The 23,947-nt window shown below is 41.7% G+C and carries 14 protein-coding genes; 9 read left to right on the forward strand and 5 right to left on the reverse strand.

Annotated features, from left to right (window positions below):
- Positions 1-319 precede the first annotated feature (319 nt).
- The 9 genes from Q1B03_RS17830 to Q1B03_RS17870 all read left to right on the forward strand — a co-directional run bounded on the left by Q1B03_RS17830 (position 320) and on the right by Q1B03_RS17870 (position 16,619).
- On the forward strand, positions 320-1,765 hold the full coding sequence (locus tag Q1B03_RS17830; RefSeq protein WP_299744569.1) for a DEAD/DEAH box helicase: 1,446 nt from the start codon (positions 320-322) through the stop codon (positions 1,763-1,765).
- 506 nt (positions 1,766-2,271) lie between these two features.
- Positions 2,272-3,288, forward strand: coding sequence for a LacI family DNA-binding transcriptional regulator (locus Q1B03_RS17835; protein WP_299744572.1), 1,017 nt, complete (start codon positions 2,272-2,274; stop codon positions 3,286-3,288).
- A 184-nt stretch (positions 3,289-3,472) separates the two neighbouring features.
- Entirely contained in the window at positions 3,473-5,581 is a 2,109-nt protein-coding gene (locus Q1B03_RS17840) for an amylo-alpha-1,6-glucosidase (RefSeq protein ID WP_299744575.1), read from the forward strand.
- A gap of 55 nt (positions 5,582-5,636) precedes the next feature.
- The gene (locus Q1B03_RS17845) at positions 5,637-6,884 is read left to right on the forward strand and encodes an ABC transporter substrate-binding protein (protein ID WP_299744578.1); all 1,248 of its coding nucleotides are present in this window, start codon (positions 5,637-5,639) and stop codon (positions 6,882-6,884) included.
- A gap of 152 nt (positions 6,885-7,036) precedes the next feature.
- Positions 7,037-7,936: a carbohydrate ABC transporter permease gene (locus Q1B03_RS17850; protein ID WP_299744581.1), complete on the forward strand. Its 900-nt coding sequence runs from the start codon at positions 7,037-7,039 to the stop codon at positions 7,934-7,936.
- A 13-nt stretch (positions 7,937-7,949) separates the two neighbouring features.
- Complete coding sequence (locus tag Q1B03_RS17855; RefSeq protein ID WP_149157402.1) at positions 7,950-8,780, forward strand: carbohydrate ABC transporter permease; 831 nt, start codon at positions 7,950-7,952, stop codon at positions 8,778-8,780.
- Positions 8,781-9,202: 422 nt separating this feature from the next.
- Positions 9,203-10,285: a bifunctional glycosyltransferase family 2/GtrA family protein gene (locus Q1B03_RS17860; RefSeq protein WP_299744585.1), complete on the forward strand. Its 1,083-nt coding sequence runs from the start codon at positions 9,203-9,205 to the stop codon at positions 10,283-10,285.
- Positions 10,278-12,101: a hypothetical protein gene (locus tag Q1B03_RS17865; protein ID WP_299744588.1), complete on the forward strand. Its 1,824-nt coding sequence runs from the start codon at positions 10,278-10,280 to the stop codon at positions 12,099-12,101. The genes Q1B03_RS17860 and Q1B03_RS17865 overlap by 8 nt, the downstream gene beginning before the upstream one ends.
- A gap of 207 nt (positions 12,102-12,308) precedes the next feature.
- Positions 12,309-16,619 carry a bifunctional 2',3'-cyclic-nucleotide 2'-phosphodiesterase/3'-nucleotidase gene (locus Q1B03_RS17870; RefSeq protein ID WP_299744591.1) on the forward strand — a complete coding sequence of 1,437 codons (4,311 nt, stop codon included), beginning with the start codon at positions 12,309-12,311 and terminating at the stop codon, positions 16,617-16,619.
- A gap of 216 nt (positions 16,620-16,835) precedes the next feature.
- Here the strand turns inward: Q1B03_RS17870 and Q1B03_RS17875 are convergent, their stop codons facing one another.
- From Q1B03_RS17875 to Q1B03_RS17895, 5 genes are all read right to left on the reverse strand, one after another.
- The gene (locus Q1B03_RS17875; RefSeq protein ID WP_299744594.1) at positions 16,836-20,003 is read right to left on the reverse strand and encodes a bifunctional cytochrome P450/NADPH--P450 reductase; all 3,168 of its coding nucleotides are present in this window, start codon (positions 20,001-20,003) and stop codon (positions 16,836-16,838) included.
- 77 nt (positions 20,004-20,080) lie between these two features.
- On the reverse strand, positions 20,081-20,656 hold the full coding sequence (locus Q1B03_RS17880) for a TetR/AcrR family transcriptional regulator (protein ID WP_299744597.1): 576 nt from the start codon (positions 20,654-20,656) through the stop codon (positions 20,081-20,083).
- Positions 20,657-20,924: 268 nt separating this feature from the next.
- Positions 20,925-21,917, reverse strand: coding sequence for a LacI family DNA-binding transcriptional regulator (locus Q1B03_RS17885; RefSeq protein ID WP_299744600.1), 993 nt, complete (start codon positions 21,915-21,917; stop codon positions 20,925-20,927).
- A 125-nt stretch (positions 21,918-22,042) separates the two neighbouring features.
- Positions 22,043-22,873, reverse strand: coding sequence for a carbohydrate ABC transporter permease (locus tag Q1B03_RS17890; protein WP_113971086.1), 831 nt, complete (start codon positions 22,871-22,873; stop codon positions 22,043-22,045).
- A 33-nt stretch (positions 22,874-22,906) separates the two neighbouring features.
- Positions 22,907-23,806 carry a carbohydrate ABC transporter permease gene (locus tag Q1B03_RS17895; protein ID WP_299744609.1) on the reverse strand — a complete coding sequence of 300 codons (900 nt, stop codon included), beginning with the start codon at positions 23,804-23,806 and terminating at the stop codon, positions 22,907-22,909.
- Positions 23,807-23,947: the final 141 nt, after the last annotated feature.

A 23,947-nucleotide genomic window follows, 5' to 3' on the forward strand; every position in this document is an offset into this window, starting at 1 on the left:
CAGCTCCGGCGGCTAGAGGCTCGAGGTCATAAGTCAAACATGCCAAAAAGGCAAAGAACGCCTTTCCGGCATGTTCGCCTTATGCTTGTCGCCTCTGGGCGAGCCGCCTGCGCTTTAGATATAAAAAGGGACCGACAGCGTTCGTCGGTCCCGGAGACAACATGTTACAAGTTAAAAATGGTTAGGTAAAGCATAACACACTATCGGTGGAATACCTAAAGATATTTGAAAAGAATTTGCTGGGGGTATAATTCCATTGAATAGAATCGACACTTTCCTATGAGAATAAAACTAAAGAAGGAATAAATGAGGTAGTGAAATGAGTATAAAACAATTTACGGATTATAAGCTTAGTAATGAAATTGTAAGGGCTCTATCCGGTTTAGGGTATCAAGCTCCAACCGAGGTTCAATCCAAGGTGCTTCCATTGGCTCTGGAGAAGAAGGATCTTGTTGTGCGTTCCCAAACAGGAAGCGGTAAGACAGCCTCTTTCGGGATTCCGATTTGCGAGATGGTACAGTGGGAAGAGAATAAGCCTCAAGCCCTTGTGCTGACGCCAACACGTGAACTCGCGGTTCAAGTAAAAGAAGACATCACAAACATCGGTAGATATAAGCGTATCAAAGCGGCTGCCGTGTACGGGAAATCTCCTTTTCAACGACAAAAACTTGAGCTTAAGCAGAAAAATCATGTCGTAGTAGGCACTCCCGGTCGTGTTCTCGATCATATTGAAAAAGGAACATTCCCACTGGATAAGCTTTCGTACCTTGTAATCGACGAAGCCGATGAGATGCTTAACATGGGGTTTATCGAACAGGTGGAAGCGATTATTCAGGAGCTGCCGACTGAGCGGGTAACGCTGACATTCTCAGCTACATTACCAGAGGATGTGGAAACACTTTGCCATAAATATATGAAGAAACCAGTTCACATTGAAATCAAAGCAACGGGTATTACGACAGATAAAATCGATCACTCTTTGATCGAAGTGAGAGAGGAGAATAAGCTGACTCTGCTGAAAAACGTCACAACTGTTGAAAATCCCGATAGCTGCATCATCTTTTGCCGAACAAAAGAAAATGTTGATACATTATGTGATGAGTTGGATCGATCAGGGTATCCCGTTGATAAAATTCATGGCGGTATGATTCAGGAAGCGCGCTTTGAAGTGATGGACGATTTTAAAAGAGGGGAATTCCGGTACCTGGTGGCAACGGATGTGGCAGCCCGTGGAATCGATATTGAAAACATTACACATGTCATCAATTATGATATCCCCATGGAAAAAGAAAGTTATGTTCACCGCACGGGAAGAACGGGCCGCGCAGGTTCTGAAGGGAAGGCGATCACCTTCTGCACACCGTATGAAGATAAATTCCTTGCCGAGATTGAAGACTATATCGGATTTACGATTCCAAAGCTGCAGTCGCCGTCGGAAGAAGCAGTGTCAAAAGCCAAAGCGGATTTTGATCGGAAATTAGACACGGAACCTGATTTTAAATCAGACAAGAGTGAGCAATTGAACAGAGGTATCATGAAGCTCTACTTCAATGGTGGGAAGAAAAAGAAAATCAGGGCAGTCGATTTCGTCGGAACAATTGCGAAACTTGATGGCGTGACTGCTGACGACATCGGGATCATCACGATCCAGGAAAACCTTTCGTATGTGGAGATATTGAATGGCAAAGGGCCGTTGGTCTTACAAGCGATGAAGAAAACCACAGTCAAGGGTAAGATGCTGAAGGTTCATGAAGCGAGGAAATAAATAATCTATAAAAGAGATCATATCATGCAGCGAATTTATGAAAATTCGCTGTTTTTTTATGTTTTGGGACATAAATGATGAGTGAATTAGAGAAAAAAGGTGAGGTGATAGTCCTTTGGGTGATAAAAGAGGGGGACATTCTTTAAGGGTTCTTGATATATCAGCGAAATCATGATTTTATCAGCGATATTTTCAATATATCAGCGAAATCTCAAATTTATCAGCGAACTCAGACATTCAAAGCATTAAAAGATAGGCCCAACCAGCGTCCAGTTATCTATCGCTGCGTCCCGATATAATCTGAGATCCATTTAACGGCGGAATTCTGATGTTAACGGCGAAATTTCAAAAATAGCGGCGAAACTGCCACAACGGTATAAGTGGGACACGGTGCCTGTCCCCCTGTCCCAACAAAAAAACGTTATTGAAAAATAATGTTGTAATCGTTTTCAATCTGTTGTATTATTCAGTTAAAGGAAATCCGAAACGTTTTGGGAGATGTGTAAGTGACTACGATTAAAGATATTGCCAGAGTAGCCGGGGTATCCGTTACGACGGTGTCAAGGGCGTTAAATGGATATTCAGATGTCAATGAAGACACGAGAAAGAAGATTGCAGAAGTTGCCAAAGAGTTAAATTATAGTCCAAATTCGATTGCCCGAAGTTTAGTTATGAAAAAGTCGAAAACGATTGGATTACTCGTTTCCGGATTTACAAAGGAAAGTGTGAAGGATAATTTCATCGTGGAAGTGCTGGCGGGCATTAATGAATTTGTTTCCGGTTCTGACTACGATCTTGTCCTATTCAACACCAATTCTTCGAAGCAGCGTGAAAAGACGTATACTCAACTTTGCAGGGAAAGAAGAGTGGACGGGGTCATAATCCAGGGGATTCGCACCGATGATCCTTATTTACATGAAGTCGTCGAAAGTGATATTCCTTGCGTATTAATTGATATTCCCCTTGAGTCCGGGAATGTGAGTCATGTGACAACGGATAATGTATTAGGAGCTGAGAAAGCCGTTCAACATTTACTCGAAAATGGTCACAAGAACATCGGGATGATTAATGGACATGAGTTTGCGTTTGTTAGTCAGCAGCGATTGGAAGGGTATAAAAACGCTTTGCAAAAAGCAAGGGTAGAACTCAATACCAACTACATCGTGAATGGTAAGTTCACAGAAGAAAGCGGAAAGAAAGCAGCTAACACATTATTGACCTCACATCCTGAAATAACAGCTATATTTTGCGCAAGCGATTTAATGGCCATTGGAGCGATGAGTGCAGCGAAAGAGTTGAAGATACAGGTGCCAGAAAAACTTTCCATTGTCGGGTATGATGATATACTGCTTGCTTCCTATGTTAGTCCCAAGCTGACAACCATCCAACAAAATAAGTTTCAGCTGGGGTATGAAGGGGCAAGATTATTGCTCGACTTATTATCAAATCAATCCAAGACCCATCGAATGGTGTTGGAGACAAAGTTAATCAAAAGAGAAAGTACGAATCATAGAAATGAATAAACGTTGGTGAAAGTCTTCAAAAGGAAGAGGAGTAAAAGCCAACTTTTATTTAGGGGGTAATCCGAAACGTTTTGGAAATGGATATATTTTTTTTGCCGGATTTCCAAAACGTTTCGGAAAACAGGAAAACACCGATATGACTCACTAACAAAAACGAAGCGTTATGAAAGTAGGAGGAACCAATATGAACTACAGAGTGATTAAAGAAAACAACTTATTTCTTCTTACAGATGAGCAGGGAGATATCGTTTCAGATCACAGTTATGGACTTGGTTTATACAAGAATGACACGAGGTACCTTAGCAAGTTGAATGTAAAAATAAATAATGAAAAACCGATTCTATTACATTCGGATGGATCCGAAAACTATATGTCTACGATTCTATCGACGAACCCCCACCAAGAGGAGGAGGGAAATCTTATTCTCTGGAGGGAATCAGTAGAAATTGAACGTAAGCGCTTTATTTATGATGATGTGTTATATGAAACGATTACGACGAAAAACTATTACCCAAAGCCGGTCTCGTTTGAGTTGAATATAGAAGTCGATGTGGACTTTAACGATATGTTCATCGTACGCGGGTTCCAAACTGGGAACGTAGGAAAGAGAACAGGTCAGAACGTTGAGGATCAATCCCTCACCTTCCAATATGAAGGAGCAGACGATATCAATCGTGCGACAAAGATTCAGTGGGATGCCAAAGCGAAAAACGTGAAGGAAAATGGAGAGATTACTTTCCAGGTTGATCTTCAGCATGAGGAAGAACAGTCCATTACGTTTATGATTGTGCCACTGGAAAATGTAGAAACCAGAGATGACATTTTACCTGTCGAAGAGGCTCTTCAAAAATTAAAAGTCTCTTATAAAGAATGGTCCGCTCAGTTAACGAAAGTAGAAACGGATTACCAGCCACTTCAACGCCTGGTGGACAGAGGATTGTCAGATCTTAGAGTGTTACTGACCGACACTGGATACGGAAAGTTTCCTGTAGCTGGTCTGCCTTGGTTCGGGGTTCCATTCGGAAGAGACAGTCTGATTGCGGCCCTGCAAATGATTGCCTTCGAACCACAGGTTGCAAGAGGCACCCTGTTCACCATGGCCAGTGAGCAAGGGACGAAGGTGGATCCTTGGAGAGACGAACAGCCGGGCAAGATCATGCATGAAATACGCTACGGGGAGCTTGCCAATACGAACCAGATTCCGTTCACGCCTTATTACGGAACGATTGATGCAACACCGTTATTCCTTGTTCTTTTAACAGAGTATGTGAAATGGACCGGTGATTTGGATACGTTCCATAAGCTTGAAGATAATGTGAAGAGAGCTCTTGAATGGATTGACCAGTACGGAGATCGTGACGGAGATCTATTCGTTGAGTACCATCAGGAATCATCCAAGGGAATTGCCAACCAGGGCTGGAAGGATTCCGGGGACTCCATCGTTCATCGAAACGGGGACTACGCTGATACGCCGATTGCCTTAGTAGAGGTCCAAGGATATGTGTATCAGGCGAAACGTGGATTGGCTGCTGTTTATGAAGCACTTGAGAATATTGAAACGGCTTCTAGATTAAAAGCAGAAGCGAAAAACCTGCAAGAACGATTTGAACAGGAGTTTTGGATGGACGACCAGGAATTCTACGCCATCGCCCTTGATCAAAACAAAGAAAAGGTAGGTACGATCACTTCCAATCCAGGGCATGTTTTATATTCGGAAATGATGTCAGGGAACCGTGCTGAAAAAGTAAGTCAAACGTTAACGAATGACAAAATGTTTTCAGGATACGGAATTCGTACCATGGGGAAAGGCGAAGCAGGCTATAACCCGATGAGCTATCACGATGGAAGCATTTGGCCACATGATAACAGCATGACTCTGCTGGGATTAAGTAAACTAGGATTTACCGAGGAATCAAAGAAGGTGATGAGCGGACTGATTGATGCATCCCGCCACTTCGAATATGATCGACTGCCGGAATTGTTCTGCGGGTATGAGTCTGCAATTGGGAAGGCTGTAAAGTATCCGGTCGCATGTTCACCACAAGCGTGGGCAGCGGGGACACCACTTGTGTTTATACAATCACTGCTAGGGTTATTCCCGAACAGTCTTACAAAAGAAATCCATCTCAATCCGATTTTACTCGATGAAATGAATATGTTGACGGTTCACGATATAACGATTGGTGATGGAGTGCTATCTCTTTCCTTAATGCGAAAAGGAGACAAAGTAGAAACCACCATTATAGAAAACACAACAGGCTACGACATTGTGAAAGAAAAACAGACAGTGTAATCACATCCAGGAATAACAATCCTATTTTAAATAAATCAATAAAGGGGTTATGAAAATGGCGAAGAAGAAGTGGATCGCGAGTCTAGGAATTACGACGATGTTAGTGGGATCGGTATTGGCAGGATGCAGTGGATCAGATGAGAAGACGAGTTCAAATGGAGCAAGCGAAAAGGTCGAAATCACTCTTGCAGGCTGGGGAGGAAATCCTTCTGAACAGAAGCTTTTAACTCAAACGATTTCTGATTTTGAAGAAAAACATCCGAATATTGACGTAAAACACGAAGTCATTTCTGAGCAGTATATGGATGTATTGAAAACACGTTTGATTGGTGGAGAAGGTCCCGACGTTTTCTATTTGGATGCTCTGGAAGCTCCTGCCCTGATTGAAACAGGGGTTGTTGAGCCGCTGGATGATTACGTAACAGAAGATTTCGATGTGAAAGATTTCGAGAAACCGATGCTTGAAGCGTTCCAGGTGGATGGAAAGACATATGGTTTCCCGAAAGACTATTCGACTCTAGCTCTCTTTTACAATAAAAAGATGTTTGAAGAAGCAGGTGTGGAAGTTCCGAAAACATGGGATGAGCTTCGTGAAGTTTCAAAGGCTCTGACGAAAGATGGCGTTTATGGATTTGGAGTAGCTCCGGAACTAGCCCGCCTTTATCACATTGCTCAGGCAACCGGTGGGGAAGTCGTGAAGGATGATCAAGCGAACTTTGCTTCAGATAAAGTGGTCAATGCCCTTCAGCCGATCATCGACCAGCATAACGAAGACAAAACCTCTGCACAGGCTTCAGAAGTAGGAGCGAACTGGGGAGGAGAAATGTTCGGTCAAGGGAAAGCAGCCATGGTCATCGAAGGAAACTGGGCGATTCCATTCCTAGCGGATACGTTCCCGGATGTTGAATACGGAACGGCTGAATTACCGACAATCAATGGAGAAAAAGGAACAATGGCCTACACGGTTGGATATGTGATGAATGCGGCATCGGAAAAGAAGGAAGCTTCATGGAAGCTGATTTCGTATCTAACTGGTAAAGAAGGAATGGAAACGTGGACTTCTAAAGGGTTTGCCCTTCCGACACGTAAGTCAGTAGCTGAAAAATTAGGGTATGACAAGGATGAATTACGCGGAGCACTTGTAGCCGGAGCACCATATGCAACGGTTTGGGCAGAAGGAAAGAACCTGCCGATCATCATGAACAACTTTAACAACCAATTTATCGCTGCCTTCCTGGGAGACAGACCTCTGGATGAAGCACTGAAAGAAGCAGAAGAACAAGCGAATAGCGAAATTCAATAATCTTTTTAAAGGTACCTGGCACTGATGATGGTGTCAGGTACAGCTTTACCATTGACTGTATTCTTTCTTTTGAGGTCTTGGCTAGACAGACCTGGGCGGAAAGAATACAGGGAATAGGGCAGATTTTAGACAGATAGAAGGTAGGGATAAGAATGAACAAACAATCTTCTAAGAAGAGATTACAGGATGCAGGACAAGGATACTTATTTATGTCTCCCACGCTATTTGTATTAGCGGTGTTTATTATTGGACCGATTCTTTATGCCATCTTTTTATCCTTTCATAAGGTTCAACTCCTGGGGGATATGAGTTTTGAATTTGTTGCATTTGAGAATTTTGCGAGGATCATGGAAGACAATCGGGCCATTATCGCTTTGAAAAACACGGCGAAGTACGTACTGATTGTGGTGCCAACACAAACCTTTCTGGCTTTGGTGCTGGCAGCGACGTTAAATGCGGGATTAAAAGGTGAGAAGCTTTTCAGGATTGTCTATTTCTTACCGACCTTAACGTCTTCAGCCGTGCTGACGCTGATCTTTATGTGGATGTATAACAAAGAAGGGCTGATCAATAATCTTTTAGAAAAAGTAGGCTTGCCGACGTATAATTTCTTAGGTGATCCTGACATCGCCTTGAATGCGATTATGTTCATGAACATCTGGGCAACGGCACCATTTTTCATGGTCATCTATCTTGCAGCGCTTCAGGATATTCCAGACTCGTTATATGAAGCGGCTGAACTGGACGGAGCGAATGCGATTCAGAAGTTCTTCTATGTGACCGTACCGTTTCTCAGGCCGGTTACATCCTTCGTCGTGATCATGGGGGTTATCGGAACGTTCCAGCTGTTTGATCAATCGTATATTTTCTCAGGTGGATCCGGTGGACCGAATAACTCGACGTTAACGGTTGTCCTCCTAATCTATCAATATGCCTTTAAATCATTGGGCACCATGGGGTATGCAGCCGCACTTGCCTTCGCGCTCGCCATAATCATCCTGGTGGCGACACTGATTCAACGTAAATTCTCTAAAGAAGAATCACTCTATTAAGGAGGATGGAAGCATGAATTCGAAGAAAAAGACGTTCAGTAAGCGTCTTCTATACATTGTCCTGATAGGCTATGCGATCACAACTCTGATTCCATTCTTATGGGCACTCTCCTCTTCTTTTAAAACATTAGAAGAAATCATTAGCGGAACGATGAATTTCATACCGAAGAATTTCACTTTGGATAATTACAAACAGATCTTTATCGAGCAGGAGCTATTTCCTAGATGGTTATTCAATAGTTTATTCATCGCAGTAATCGGGACAGCATTGAATATCATCTTTAATTCCATGTCTGGATACGCCTTGGCGCGCTTAAGCTTTCCAGGGAAGAAGGCATTATTCATCATGATTCTCGCAGTCCTGATGATACCGGCACAAGTCACGATGATCCCAAACTATTTAATTTTAAAGGAAATCGGCTGGCTTAACTCGTATCAAGGGATGATCGTACCGGCCATGATCAATGCAACCTTCATCTTCATGATGAGACAGTTCTTCATCAACTTCCCGAAGGAACTGGAAGAGGCTGCTCAAATCGATGGTCTAAGCCGTTTCGGAATCTTCTTCAAGGTGGTATTGCCGTTAGCCAAACCGGCCTTGGCGGCACAAGCAATCTTTGTGTTCATGGGATTCTGGAACAACTTCATGACCCCATTGATTGTCATGACCGATACAGAAATGTACACACTGCCATTAGGATTGAACACCTTTAAAGGCCAATACGTCAGCTACTGGAACTATATCATGGCTGCATCCATGGTCTTTACTCTGCCGGTACTCCTTCTGTATGCATTCTTTAATCGCTACTTTATTAAAGGAATTTCATTCACAGGCGGGAAATAGTAATTGGAGGGCTTCTCATTTTGGGAGCTCTCTTTTTTTGGATCAAAGTAGTGAAGGATATGTGAAAAATAGAGGGGGGAAGCAGGAATCTTTATCGGTTTGCTGCTTTTTTTGCCGCTTTGGTTATAGTTTAGGGTGTTGGGAGTCAATTTGGTGGGGTGTGGGGGTTCATTTTGACCACAGAGATGGATTTATCAGCGATATTTTCAATATATCAGCGAAATTCGGATTTTATCAGCGGAATCTCAAACTTATCAGCGAATGATGGCAGGCAAGCGTGGGCTCTACTATATGTGGGACACGGTGCCTGTCCCCGTGTCCCGCTCAATCGTATAGTTTTTGTAAAGATATTGCTATTTCATTGAATTTTGCAGTTGGTTTAGATATAGTGAGATAGATTGAAATTTTTGGGAGGAGATACAATGAAATCCATACATGATATTGCCATCATCATTCCTGCCTATAACCCAGATGAAAAGTTGACAACTTTAGTGAATGAAATCATTTCAGCTCAATTTTCACGAGTTATTATTGTAAATGATGGAAGTAAAAAAGAGTGTTCCGGTATATTTGAAGGTTTAGAAGAAACAAAGGAATGTGTGGTGCTGCACCATAGTGTGAATCAAGGGAAAGGTCGGGCACTGAAAACGGCTTTTACATATTTTAATGAGAATTATAACGACTCAATGGGCCTCATTACGATTGATTCCGATGGTCAACATACATTGGAAGATATGAAAAAAGTAGCAGCTAAGTTATTGGAAAGTCCGACTAGTCTAGTACTGGGCTCAAGGAATTTTTCAGAAGAAAATATTCCGTTTAGAAGCAGATTCGGGAATAACCTTACAAAGGTAGTTGTGAAATTTGCCAGCGGTATCAACGTATCGGATACACAAACTGGATTGCGGGCAGTTCCTGCAATGTTTGTAGATGATTTGCTAGAGGTGAAGGGTGATCGTTATGAATACGAGATGAACATGTTGCTGGAATGTAAGAAAAAGAATATTAAAATAGAAGAAGTTAAGATCAAAACCATTTATATAGAAGAAAATAAATCATCTCACTTCAATCCCATTAAAGATTCTATCAAAATCTATTCGGTGTTCCTCAGGTTTATTGCATCCTCTTTTGCATCATTTGGGATAGACATCGTTTTATTCATGATTTTCTCATTGATGTTAAAAGAAGTGTTACCCGATTCATTTATCATCGTCTCGACAGTGCTTTCAAGGGTTTTATCTTCGTTCATTAATTTTATGATTAATAGAAACGTAGTATTTAAGTCCAGTTCATCGAATACGATGGTAAAATATTATGCCCTGAGCATCGTGCAGATGGGGGTTTCAGCGTTGGGGGTACACTATATTTATTCGGCTGTAAGTTCTGGAGAGGTAGTCATTAAGATAATCGTAGATTCTTTGTTGTTCCTGGTGAGTTTTGTGATTCAAAGAGAATGGGTTTTTAAAAATGAAGTTGGTCGTCGCGAGTTGTTGAATAATGAGTAACAGCGTTGTTTCATTTTTATTATTATTCGCTTCCTTAAGCGGATGGGGACTTCTCTCTTTCAATAGAATAAAAGTGCATATCGCTTTTATTCCTATCTTTATCTTTTCATCCATTACTACAGTTGTGTTTTGTGCAGGTTTAATTAATATTATGCCTCTAGCAGTAAATCTCATTTACTACTTGGGGCTTATTCTTTTTGTTATTTACCTTTTTCTTTATTTTAGAAGGAAACAAGCATTAATGCCGATGCTTCATCCAAGTATCATTGTATTTGCCCTGTCAATACTTGGTATGATGATTTATTTGAAGGGGCTGATCTTGACACACTATGATAATTTCAGCCACTGGGGATTAATTGTCAGGGAAATGTCACTGATCAATGGTTTACCGGACAGTTCGACGATTGTGACATTTCAAAACTATCCTCCCGGCAGTGCAGTGTTTATTTATTTCATATTGGAAGTATTAGGGAAACATGAAAGTTATGCCTTAATGGCGCAGGCGTTTTTAGCTATCTCTTGTGTCGTGACAATGTACTTCTTTAGTGAATGGAAAAGACCTGGAGTTATTCTTTTAACTATGGCGGCTGGTATTTCTCTATTGCTTGTCAATTGGGGAAGCTTTTATAACCTTTTAGTGGACATCTTATTAGGATTGGTTGCTTTCGCCTCGGTTATTGTAGCGTATTATTATAGAGGTGATTGGAAGAAGCAGCTGATCGTGAATACACCCATCCTGATCTTTCTTATGCTGCTAAAAGATAGCGGGAAAATCTTTCTGGCATTCAATGTCATTCTTATCCTGAGCTTTATTTATTTCTATTACGTACATAAGAAACCTTTGACGAAAGATGTAAGAAAGATTGTCTATAATGCTTTATTGTGGTTGATCGGGATTCCTATGTTCTTGAATTACTTATGGATAAAATATACCATCAAGGCTTACCAAACGGGTTACGGTGCAAACAAGTTCGCTGTTACACCGGATAAAGTCGCGAATAATGAAAAGTCCTCAGAGTTCATGGATCATATCGGCCCACAGTTATGGAGGGCCTCGACTAATTTAGAATCAAATAACTTTAAAGCTGTCGCTATTGTAAATATAATGGCTGTTCTCCTTCTGGTATTGATGTATGTAGTCCAAAGAAAGCTATCCAAGCTTTTGATTTTCTCCATTTTTATTTCGAATGGTTTTTACGTTCTATACATGTTCTCTCTCTATTTCATGTATGTGTATTTAATGCCGGAATTTGAGGCAGCAAGAATTGCAGGTTTCGGCAGGTATCAATCAACGATTATTATCTATGTGATTGGTATATTAATGAGTGCTGTCATCTATGAGTGGAGCCATTATTTAAACAATAAGCCTATTTCGAAAATGATTACTCTGATTCTCCTAGGGAGTCTATTCATATATCCATTTAGTGGGAATGTTAAAGTGATTGCGGAAAAACCGGAAACGATTTCCTCAATCAGATGGGAAGTGAAAAACAAATTTAGCAAGATTGCCTCAACGGGAGCCATTGATCCAGAGGTGACTTACTATAGCCCCAAGAGTAAAGATGATAGAGGATATTTGAAATATATCGTTTCATATGAACAGCTGTCCATGAACTATTCGATCACGAACGGGTTAAGTTCTGAGGAAGAAAAAGAAAAGTTCTTTACAAGCCTCAAGAATTCAGACTTTCTAGTCGTATTGGACTCTGATAAAGCGATTAATGAATGGCTATTTAAATATATAGATGTGGATAACCCTGAAGGAGTTTACAAAGTTCTGTACGAAGATGACGAGTGGACACTTACTCCTATTTGATAAAGAAGACTATGATCCTTTTATAGGTTCATAGTCTTCTTTTTTTGTTTAAAATTTATTAAATTATGTAAAAAAATGATAGTAAATGACAATTTTCGAAGTATAATTGTCTTAGATGATTCAGATTAGAATAAAAAATGAGTCAATTCGACTGTTTAATAGATCTGGGTTGTTCCTTACATATTAATTTTGAGAGGGTTGAATGGTTTGAACAATGGAGTAAAAAAGAAGTTAAGTAGTATTGCTCTGTCAACTTTAGCTTTAGGTATGATTGCTTCTCCGGTAGGGGGTACCGTTTCGGCAGAAAAAGCCCCTACAAATGTTTTATCGAATGATGCTTATGTAAAATTAAAAATAATGGAAACGACCGATGTGCATGGAAGTTTAATGGATCATGACTATTATTCTGATAAACCTGTTGAAAATGGACTTGTTCGCCTTTCAACTCTGATCAAAAAAGAACGTGAAGAAAACCCGAATAATTTACTGCTGGATAATGGTGACCTGCTTCAAGGGAATCCATTTACTGATTTTATCGCTAAGGTTGATCCCTTAACATTTGTGAATCGTTTATCAGGTGATGATCGATATGAAACGGCAGTAGATGTATCGAAAAAAGGCTGGGCGAAATCTGATACAGTAGTCATCGCACGTTCTGATAATTTTGCCGATGCGTTAACGGGAGCGCCATTAGCTTATCACTTGGATGCGCCGATCCTATTGACGGGCACGAAGAGCTTAAATGCAAAGACGAAGGAAGAAATCAAACGTCTTGGTGCGAAAAAAGTGATTATTTTAGGCGGGGTAAATGCCGTTTCTGCAGATGTACAAAGTGAATTAAGCAAGATGAAATTATATATTAAGAGAATCCAAGGTTCTGATCGCTATGAGACGGCCACCATGATTGCTGAGGAAGTTGGCGGAAACACAGACACTGCCATCCTTGCAGACGGATCCAACTATCCAGATGCCATTGCGATTGCACCATATGCTGCAAAGAATGGGTATCCGATTCTTCTGACAAAGAAGGATAGTGTACCAGGTACGACAACTGAATCTCTTAAAGGGAAAGATAAAACCATCATTGTAGGTGGACCTGGCGTCATCAGTGAAAAAGTTGAAAAACAACTGAAAAACCCATCACGGATTTTCGGTCAAAATCGATTTGAAACGTCACTCAAAATTGCTACTGAGTTGGATAAAGTAACGGATAAAGTGTTTGTCACAACAGGAAGAAATTTTGTGGATGGATTAACGGGATCAGTTCTCGCAGCCAAGCACGATGCTCCTGTCCTTTTAGTTGAGAAAAATGCCATGACTGATGCTGCCAAGCAATTGGTGGACAGCAAGTACGTATCCATTCTAGGTGGAGAAAATGCCGTATCTGAAGGATTAATCGAAAATGAAACACATCCGATCTATGAAGCGATGAACTTATTGAATTATGATGCCGCAACTCTTGGGAACCATGAATTCAACTATGGGTTGGAATTCCTGGAAAATAGTATCAAAGGTGCTAACTTCCCATATGTGTCTGGTAACGTGTATAAAGATGACCATGATCAGGATCCGTCAAACGATGAAAACCTTGTAAAGCCATATAAAATTGTGGATAAAGAAGTAGTCGATGAAAAAGGGAACAAGCAAACAGTCAAGGTCGGTGTCATTGGCTTCGTAGCTCCTCAAATCATGCAATGGGATAAAGCGAACCTGGAAGGCAAAGTAGTAACGGAGGACGTAGTAGCGTCAGCTGAAAAATGGGTTCCGAAAATGAAGAAGGATGGAGCAGAAGTGGTTGTTGTTCTCTCTCATTCAGGTTTTGACAAAGATAAATCCAATAAAGAAAATACCGTTTATCCACTAAGTGAGGTAGATGGAATCGATGCGATTTTATTCGGACACACTCACCTGTCCTTCCCGGGAGATGCTTCCTACAACTCACTTGAAGGTGTGGATAATAAAAAAGGAACAATCAATGGTGTGGCTGCCGTTCAAGCGAATGTTGACGGAAAAACACTTGGTGTCATTGACTTAACTCTGGAACAGGTTAATGGTAAATGGAAAGTGAAAGATTCTCAATCGGAAGTTATTTCTTCAAACGGAGCAGCAGCGGATAAAGAAATGGTTGATGTTTTAAAAGATTCCCATGACAGCACCATTCAATACATCAATGGTGAAGTAGGTCAAACGGAAGCACCTATTCACAGCTTCTTTGCACGGGTACAGGATGATCCATCCGTACAAATTGTCAGCAACGCTCAAAAAGAGTATGTAGAGAATGCGTTAAAAGGAACTGAATACGAAGATCTTCCTGTCCTTTCATCTGCAGCTCCTTTTAAAGCTGGAAGAAATGGGGCCAGTGAGTACACAAACATTCCTAAAGGAACAGTGACGATTAAAAACGTTTCTGACCTTTACAAGTATCCAAATACGGTTCAAGCATTACTTTTAACAGGTGCCGAAGTAAAAGAATATATCGAATGGACAACAGGGAACTTCAATCAAATCGATCCGACGATAACAGAGGAACAATCTTTGATTAATAAGGATTTCCAAGCTTACAACTTTGATACGATCGATGGTGTGACGTATGAAGTGGATGTAACGAAGCCTGCCAAATATGATCAGTCCGGGAACGTGATTAATGCAGGAGCAAGTCGTGTGAAAAACTTAATGTTTAATGGTAAGCCGGTAGAGGAAAATCAGAAGTTTGTCGTGGCTACGAATAACTATCGTGCTTCATTTACTAAGCTTGCGAATCCTGATGGGAAACGAGTCATCTATGTTTCACCAGACGAGAATCGTCAAGTAGTCATGAACTACATTATTAAAAACAAAACGATTAATCCAACTGCAGATAAGAACTGGACGTTTGCACCGGTTTCGGGAAAGGTTGATGTCACCTTTGAATCTTCTCCAGAAGCAAAAACGTTTGCTCAGCAAACATCGAACATCCATCATGTCGGAGAAAGTACAAATGGATTCCATAAATACAAGATTGATTTTCCAGCAGAAGAGCCCTTTGAAGTTCAATTATTAGGCATCAATGATCTTCACGGTCAATTGGACACATATAACAAAGGTTTGAACGCTGGGGGGATTGAATACTTGGCTGCCCATTTAAAAGAACGTGAAGCAACGAATCCTAACACACTTATGGTGCATGCAGGAGATATCGCAGGGGCGAGTTCTCCGGTATCTGCGTTATTACAAGATGAACCAACGATCAAAATGCTAAATGAAATCGGTTTTGATGTAGGAACTGTAGGAAACCATGAGTTTGACGAAGGTGTAGATGAAATGATGCGCCTGATCGACGGTGGAAGACATTCAAAAACCTACTCTAAATATGGGGTATTTGAAGGGGCGAATTTCCCTTATGTAGCGGCAAACGTAGTGGATAGCAATACGAAAGAACCGATTCTTTCTCCATATGTGGTAAAAGAGGTTAACGGGGTTCCTATTGGGTTTATCGGAATTGCTTTCTCTGATACACCGGGAATTGTCACACCGAGTGGAACAGAGGGAGTCACATTTACAGATGAAGTCGAAGCGATTAACAAATATACAGAAGAACTTAAGGAGAAGGGTGTAGAGGCGATTGTCGTCCTTTCCCATAACCCTGTGAAATCAAACACTGATGGATCTAACCCTTCAGAAGAACTGGCTGATATGGCAACAAAAGTAGACGATGAAGTGGATATTATGTTTGGTGGACACAATCATCAGTATGCAAATACGATTGTGGATGGAAAGCTTCTTGTTCAATCGTATTCTTATGGTACAGCGTTTTCGGATGTGGATTTCGTGATTGATCCGGACACCAAGGATATCACGTCGAAAAAAGCGGAAATCGTTTCTGCCGTTAGAACCATCACGCCAGATGCCCGGATTAAAGACATGCTGGATGAATATCTTGCAGATGTCGCACCTATCCTGAATGTGAAAATTGGGAACACAACAAACGGAATCAGCAGGGTTCAAAATGCCGATGGTGAGTCTGCCATGGGTAATCTGATCGCAGACGCTATGAGAAGTCATACGGGAACAGACTTTGCCTTTATGAACCCAGGCGGCATCCGTGCAGAAATCGATGCAGGAGAAATCACATGGAAAGAAGCCTTCACTGTTCAGCCGTTCGGTAATGACCTTGTAACGATGGATCTGACTGGACAGCAGGTCTATGAACTTTTCGAATCCCAATGGGCGAAAGATCCTAATGCACCAAGAATCTTACAGATTTCCGGATTGAAGGTTTCGTATGATAGCAGTAAACCTGAAGGAAGCAGAATTAAATCCGTTACAACCGGGGACGATCAACCACTTGATCTGGCAAAAACATACTCCATTACGGTAAACAACTTTATGGCAGGCGGCGGGGACGGATACTCGGTTCTATTAGAAGGTAAGAACCAAGTCATTGATATCGTAGATTTAGAAGCTTTTGTAAACTATATCAAAGCACAAGGGACAGTAGATCCTGTTGAAGAAGGACGTATTTTGAAGGTTAATAAGTAAGGATTTGTTGGAAAGCACCGGAATAATCCGGTGCTTTTTTTGTATTATTTTTTGGGGGTAAGTAGCATGATTGGTTGATATGGATGGGGATAGGGTAAATGCCAGGCACCTGAATAGTCAATTATCCCTTTAAATGATTCCGGGTTTTCCTACAGCCACTCCCATTCATCACAAAAAAACAGCGAACCCAACAAAGGTTCGCTGCTCTCCTTTTCATTACGCTCCTGCCCAAACATCCTTGGCGTATCGACCATCTTCTTCAAGTGATCCCAGCCATGCGGCAGCTTCTTCTCTCGTTGTTTGATAGAAATGCATATAGCTTTCCACTAATGTGTGTTCCACATCAGGTGCCATTTTACCACCGTCTCCACAGATGTATAAGCGGCCGCCATCTTTCAGCAAAGGAAGAATGTCTTCAGCGCTTTCCACCAAACGGTGCTGGACGTATGTCTTTTCTTTACCAGGGCATCTTGAGAAAGCCGTGTGAAGAGTGACGATTCCATCTTGTTCGGCCTTCTCCAATTCCTCTTGATATAAGAAATCATGTTGTGGATTGCGGCAGCCGAAGTAAAGATGGGCTGCACCAAGAGTTTCTCCTTTTTCTTTAAGAATCCGGCGAGCCTGAATAAATCCTCTAAATGGTGCAATTCCTGTCCCGGGTCCGATCATGACGATTGGTGTTTCGGTTTCGTCCGGAAGCTGGAAGTTCGACTGAGGTGTAGATATAAAGCACGCTACTTTATCTCCTTCGGAACGTTCCGCCAGATAGTTTGATGCAATTCCTTTGTATTCTCCATTTCCGCTCCATGCAGCTCCGCGAACCACGCTGACCGTGATGCTCGCTTCTCCTTCTTTATAAAGGGGAGAGCTTGAAATAGAGTAGTATCTTGCTTTTAGTGCCGGGAGTAAAAGCAGGAAAGCTTCAAACGGGATTTCACATGCAAGATACTTTTCCACCAGGTCCAGCATTGTGATCCGTTTACCGAGAATTTCCCTTTTATATGTTTCATCCCCCAATAGTGCTTCAAGCTCCATTACATGGGGAGGACATACCGTGTGAGCCGCAAGTGCCCGGATTTGCGAACGGGTAGCGGGTTCTTGGAATTCCACATAATTAGAGAGTAATTCCTTAAGGTTCACTGGCTTCTCTGTTGGAAGGTGGACTGCTTTTCCCGGATCCCCAGTAAGTTGGACATAGTCTTCGCCGTTTAGGTTGAATCGACTGAGCACTCGCTCGACAAGAACGCCAGGATTACGCGGAAGCACTCCGATATGGTCACCTTCCTGATAATCTACACCCTCTGGAAGAGTCAACTCAATATGTCTTGTATTCCTTCCACTTTCCTCATGCTGCAATTCAATATTTCTACTTACCACAGATGTAAAAGCATGATGAGTGCGGGCGAGTAGTGTGTCACTGACATCACTGACAACATTCATCGTGATCGAGCTGCTGTCTTCGCCGTTTTGATGAAGTTCAATGTTCAATTCTTTTGCCAGGTTCGGCCAAAGTTCATCCGACCATTTCTCGTAATCTCCTTCAAAATCGTCGCTTGCATCACCATGCCCTGTGTTTGCCAGGCGATGAGCTCCTTTTTGTTCCATCTGCTCATCAATGAAGGTAGGGATGCGTTGGTACGTAGTCGCCCAGTTGTGATCGCCACATCCGAATACTGCATAGCGAACATTGTTCAGCGTCCCTTCCTCCGTTTCTTTTAGCCAAGAAACGAATGCATCCGCATTGTCCGGCGGATTTCCGTTATAAGAAGCAGAGACAATGAGAACCGCTCCTTCTGCCGGAAGCCCACCCGTATAATCATTTAAAGGAGCAACCTCGGCTTTAAAGCCTTGTTGACGACCTGTTTCAGCAAGATCGCGGGCGATTCCTTCGGCTGTTCCCATGTTTGATCCGAACAGAATATAGAGTGGTGTACCATGAGAAGACTCTATAGAAGCTTGTGCTGCTTTTGTTTCAGATTTCACTTCTTCAGGAGAAGCATTGGTAAAGGACATGCCCGGTTTCCGCGGTGAAACGCGCATCGTGAAACCATCTGGCTTGAGGGTCAAGGTTTCTTTTACTTCCAATTGATATTCTTTATGATCAATCAGATCAAAGTGTTGCAAAACCATTCCGAGAACAAGGGTAGCTTCGTGAAGGGCAAACTGCTGTCCGATGCAGGCACGCTGCCCGTTTCCGAAAGGTTTGTAAGCATGGTATGGAATAGCAGACGGATCCTCAAAGCGCTCTGGTCTAAACGATTCCACGTCATCTCCCCAAACGGATGGATCACGGTGAAGCTCAGGAATAATAAGGGTGAATACATCATCTTTCTTAACTTTGTATTGTCCGTTTAGCGTCGTGTCGTCCTTTGCATGTACGGAAAATGCCGGTGCAGTCGGCCATAGACGAAGAGCTTCATTAAGCACCATGCGAACATATTTCAATTTTTTCACCTGTTTATAATCTGGAATGTCACCCCCCAGCACTTCATCCACTTCTTGTTGTGCTTTCTTCAATTTATCCGGATTATTCATGAGATAGTAAATGGCAAACGATAGTAGACCACTCGTTGTTTCGTGTCCTGCAATTAAAAACGTAATGATTTGAAAACGGATGTTTTCATCATCCAACGCTTCACCCGTTTCCGGATCAGTTCCCTTTAACATATGGGAGAGCAGGTCATCCTCGCCCTGATCACCATTTTGTTTACGTTCGGCAATTAATTCATCAACGACAGAGAACAGGTATTGAATGTCCTCTTTGAATTGTTTTCTTGATTTAACCATCAATTTATCTTGAACACCAAGCCGCTGTGTTTGACTCATGGCTTCGTCCATTGCCCGAACCATACTGTCGACAAATGGGTGGGCGTTTTCCCGGTAAAAGCTGTTAAAGCGGTAATTAAATCCGCAAAGGCCGATCGTATCCAACGTTAAGCGAGTCATATCTTCAGGAACATCGATTTCATCAGCCGGATTTAAACGGGCCCACTTCTGAATAAGTTGGGTGGCGAGATCGACCATTTTCGCGTGATAGCCTTTCATTGCCTGCTGGCTGAAGCTTGGAAGCAGGATATTATGGGCCTTTTTCCAATTATGTTCCGTCGTTTCGCTTGTGAAAAGGCCGTCGCCGCCAAATGCTCTTACTTTTTGCAGGGCCGGGCCGACTTTCTTATCAAAGCGTGTTTCGTCGCATATTTCTTCAGCAAGGGAGGCACTCGATACAAACGTACTGATGCGCCCTGGAAATTGAAACTGAAAGATCGGGCCAAGTTCTCTTGCAAGCTTCATATAGGATTGAAGAGGTTTGTCTTTATCGATGACCGGCAAACTGCCGAGGGGTCCATACGTCTTTGGCTGTGGAAGTTGGTTTGACTTTGTCATTTAATAGCACCTCTTTTTAAAGATTGATAACGGAATGAACGTTCATTCCGTTTGGTGTATGAGAAACAAATCATTTCTCATTCGTGTAAGCGTACGGCGTCCCACATACTTTTTTCAACATGTTCCAATAGTTGTGCTTCCGGTTCCAGCTCCCCGATACGCACCAATCGCTGAAGCTCAAGAAACGCTCCGTAAACAATGGCAATCAACGCGGAGGAAGGAAGCTCCTTAATTTCTTTTTTTTCTTTTCCTGAATCGAAGAAATTCTTTAGGATATCGAGCAGTCCTTGAAAGCTATCATGACTAACTTTGTCTAAAAAGTGGGCACTGCTATGTGTTTTAATAAAATAAAGTGCATGGCTCTGCTTTGTTGTAAATAGAATCATGGCTTTAAATATATGATGAAATTGATCGCGAATGGTTTCATCATACGGGAAATCTTTTTCAAGAGTTTCCGTAAATATCCCTACATACTCTTGAAAGAGCGTGTTGCCAAGCACTTCTTTATTTTCAAAGTAACGATAGATGGTACCGGCTCCGACTCCTGCCGATGTCGCAATCATTGGAATCGTAGTCGCGTCGTATCCACGCTCAGCGAAAAGGACCAACGCGCTTGATATAATGCTGTCTCGTTTATTTATTGCAGTTGCCATAGGATTCAGCCTTTCATGGGTTAAATACGGAATGAATATTCATTCCTACTCATTGTATACCCAGTAAAATACCATCTCAATCACACAATGTACCCAATATTTGTGAAGGTTTTGTTAACGGATGGTTTTAGTAAGAGTCACTTTTAGGAAAGGAGTTGGTCGTCCTATATGTGGTTTTTGTACAGGTGACATTAGAAGTACTGTTTGCAATATGAAGGGTGTTTCACGACAAAAAAGCAAATCCGCTTTTACGGATTTGCTTCACATTCTAACGATTCTCTTTCACTGAACGCCTTACTATTAATTCAGTCGTCAACTTATAATAAGGATCGACTTCCTCTTTAGCCAGCTTCTGAAAGATAAGATGAACAGCGAGTGCGCCGGCTTCGTATTTCGGCTGCCTCATTGTGGTCAAAGGGGGGGATACGTACTCTGCCAGTTGAATATCATCGAATCCGATAATCGAAATATCTTCTGGAACGCTGAATTTCTTTTCAGATAGAGCTTGTAATCCTCCAATGGCCATTTCATCATTGGCGTAAAAGATCGCTTGGGGAATATCTTGTTGTGCAATGAGCATTTTCGTTGCTTTGTATCCGCCTTCACGTGTAAATCCGCCTGATGTCTTCCATTTAGAACGATAGGTGATGCCGTGTTTTTCCAGGGCTTGTTTAAATCCTTGGAAACGAAGTTCATTATCGTGGGAGTTATATGGACCGCTGATATAGGCAATGTCACGGTGACCATTCTCTATCAGATGTTCCGTTGCTTGAAAAGCACCCTCGACATTGTCCACTTCCACCTGGAGAACATGGTCATGTTTAATATCCCGGTCCAACACGACGATAGGGAATCCTTCGCGGGTGGATTCCAATATTGTTTCGTCTGTTATGTTGTGAGCTAGAATGATGACCCCATCGACTCGTTTTTCTCTCAAAAATTTAATAGCCGTAGATTGGGCACCGCCAATTGAACTGCAGGCTATGAGATCATACCCATTAGTAGAGGTCACATCCTGGACGCCTTTAATTAATTCAGAATAATAAGGGCCTGATAAATCACTTAAAATCAGGGCGATGGTATTCGTGTTGGTTCGTTTTAAATCGGATGCGAGTCCGTTCTTTTGATAGTTCAATTGCTTTGCTGCATCCAATACTTTCTTTCGTGTTTCTTCGCTTACTTTGTTGCTGTTATTTAAAGCGTAGGAGGCCGTTGAAACGGCTACTCCTGAAAGCTTTGCTACATCTTTGATTGTTGCCATTTATTCACATCCTATGATTGCTATATGAATAGCGGTTGTTCATCTCTGTATTTAAAATCCATTATACATTTATAGTATGGGTATTCACACTCTCGACTAATAGAGATTGATATTTTTCCCCGTCACTATTTAATCCCCGACATCGTAAAGCCCTCGACGATATATTTTTGAAAGAAAGAGAAGATGATGATAATCGGTACGACCATGAATGCTGCTCCAGCCATTTGAAGACCGAAGTTATTCGCATACTGCCCTTGAAGCAGGGATAGTCCTACTGACAGGGTGTAGAGACTTTCATCATTGGCGATGATCAACGGCCATAGGAAGCTGTTCCAAGCTCCGATAAACGTCAGGATTCCCTGTACAGCAAAGATAGGCTTCGCGATCGGAACGATTAATTTAAAGAAGATATAAAATTCTCCTGCCCCATCAAGTCGGGCTGCTTCAAGCAAATCAGTTGGAATCGTGGTCATAAACTGTCTAAATAGGAAGATACTGAATGCTGCTGCAAGCCCGGGCAGGATGATTCCGGCCATCGTATTGGTCAAGCCCATCTCATTTAAAATCAGGTAAACGGGAATCATCGTGACTTGTGCAGGAATCATCATGGTTGCAAGTACAATATAGAAGATTTTTTCTTTCCCTTTAAAATGAAACTTAGCAAATCCATAGCCAGCCATGGCATTAAAGAATAATCCTAAAAAGGAAAATAAGACGATGACAAGGGTATTTCTCAAATACACACCAAAGTTCATGCTTTCAAATAAGTTAAGATAGTTTTCCAATGTAGGATTCTCTGGGAACAAGGTAGGTGGTATTTGCAATACTTCACTTTCAGGTTTAAATGAGCTTGAAATCATCCAAATGAAAGGGATGGAAACAAGGATTCCACCAAGAATCATGAGTAAGGCAACCAGCGTTTTTTCGGTTTTTCGTTTCATTGTATTTGCTTTCATTGTTTCAGCCCCGATACTAATAAATTTTCAGACTTAATATTCTGTATCAGATTTTCTAAGCTTGAATTGGAATAGCGTAATCAAAATGATAAAGATAAATAGAATAAAGGAACCTGCTGCGGCATAACCAAATTCACTGAATTGGAAGCCTTTTTTGTAGATGAATAGCGCCATGGAAATCGTGCCATCCAGTGGACCGCCATTAGTCATGACAAATGGTTCTTCGAAGAATTGCAACCAGCCGATCAGGGTGGTGATCGTCACAAAGAAAGTAGCATACCTCAATAATGGAATCGTGACATTGAAAAGGACCTGCAATCGATTGGCACCATCCATCTCAGCAGCCTCGTAATAGGATTTCGGTATCCCTTGCAAGGCAGCAAGGAAGATGATCATATTGATTCCGATTCCCTTCCATACGGCTAAAACAATCAACGATAGTTTCGCAATCGTTGGCTCTCCTAACCAAGGAATTTTATCCACATCCAATAGTGATAATAGGTAGTTAAACAAACCGTACTCAGTGTTGTATAGAAATCCCCAAATCACTGCGACGGCAATGATATTTGTGATGGATGGCATGTAGTACACGCCACGAAACACTTTGAATAACGTGCTTGTTCCGTAGTTCAGCAGCAAAGCAATTCCCAACGAAAAAATAATGACAAGGGGAACGCCGATGACAACATAAAACAACGTATTAATGATCGACTTATGAAATAAATCATCCGTTATCAACTTGGTATAATTCTCAAGCCCGATGAAACTGATGTTGGACCAATCGGCTAAGCCCTTTAAGTCAAGATCTGTAAAGCTTATAAAGAACGCTACAATGATCGGAATGATACTAAAGACAGTCAATATGATAACCGCAGGAGCTATAAACACATATGGATGTTTATTGTTTTTACTGAATTTGAATCCATTGCCCATGATATCCCACCTAACTAAAACTACGCTTCGTAAAGGCCAGCTTGCTAAAAATGGAGCTCAGGCAAAGGTGTGATCCATATGCCTGCAACTCCAAATATACCTTACTATAACTTCATAATAGAAGCGTTTGTTTCATTTATT

This window comes from uncultured Rossellomorea sp. (assembly GCF_947488365.1).
Lineage (GTDB): Bacteria > Bacillota > Bacilli > Bacillales > Bacillaceae_B > Rossellomorea.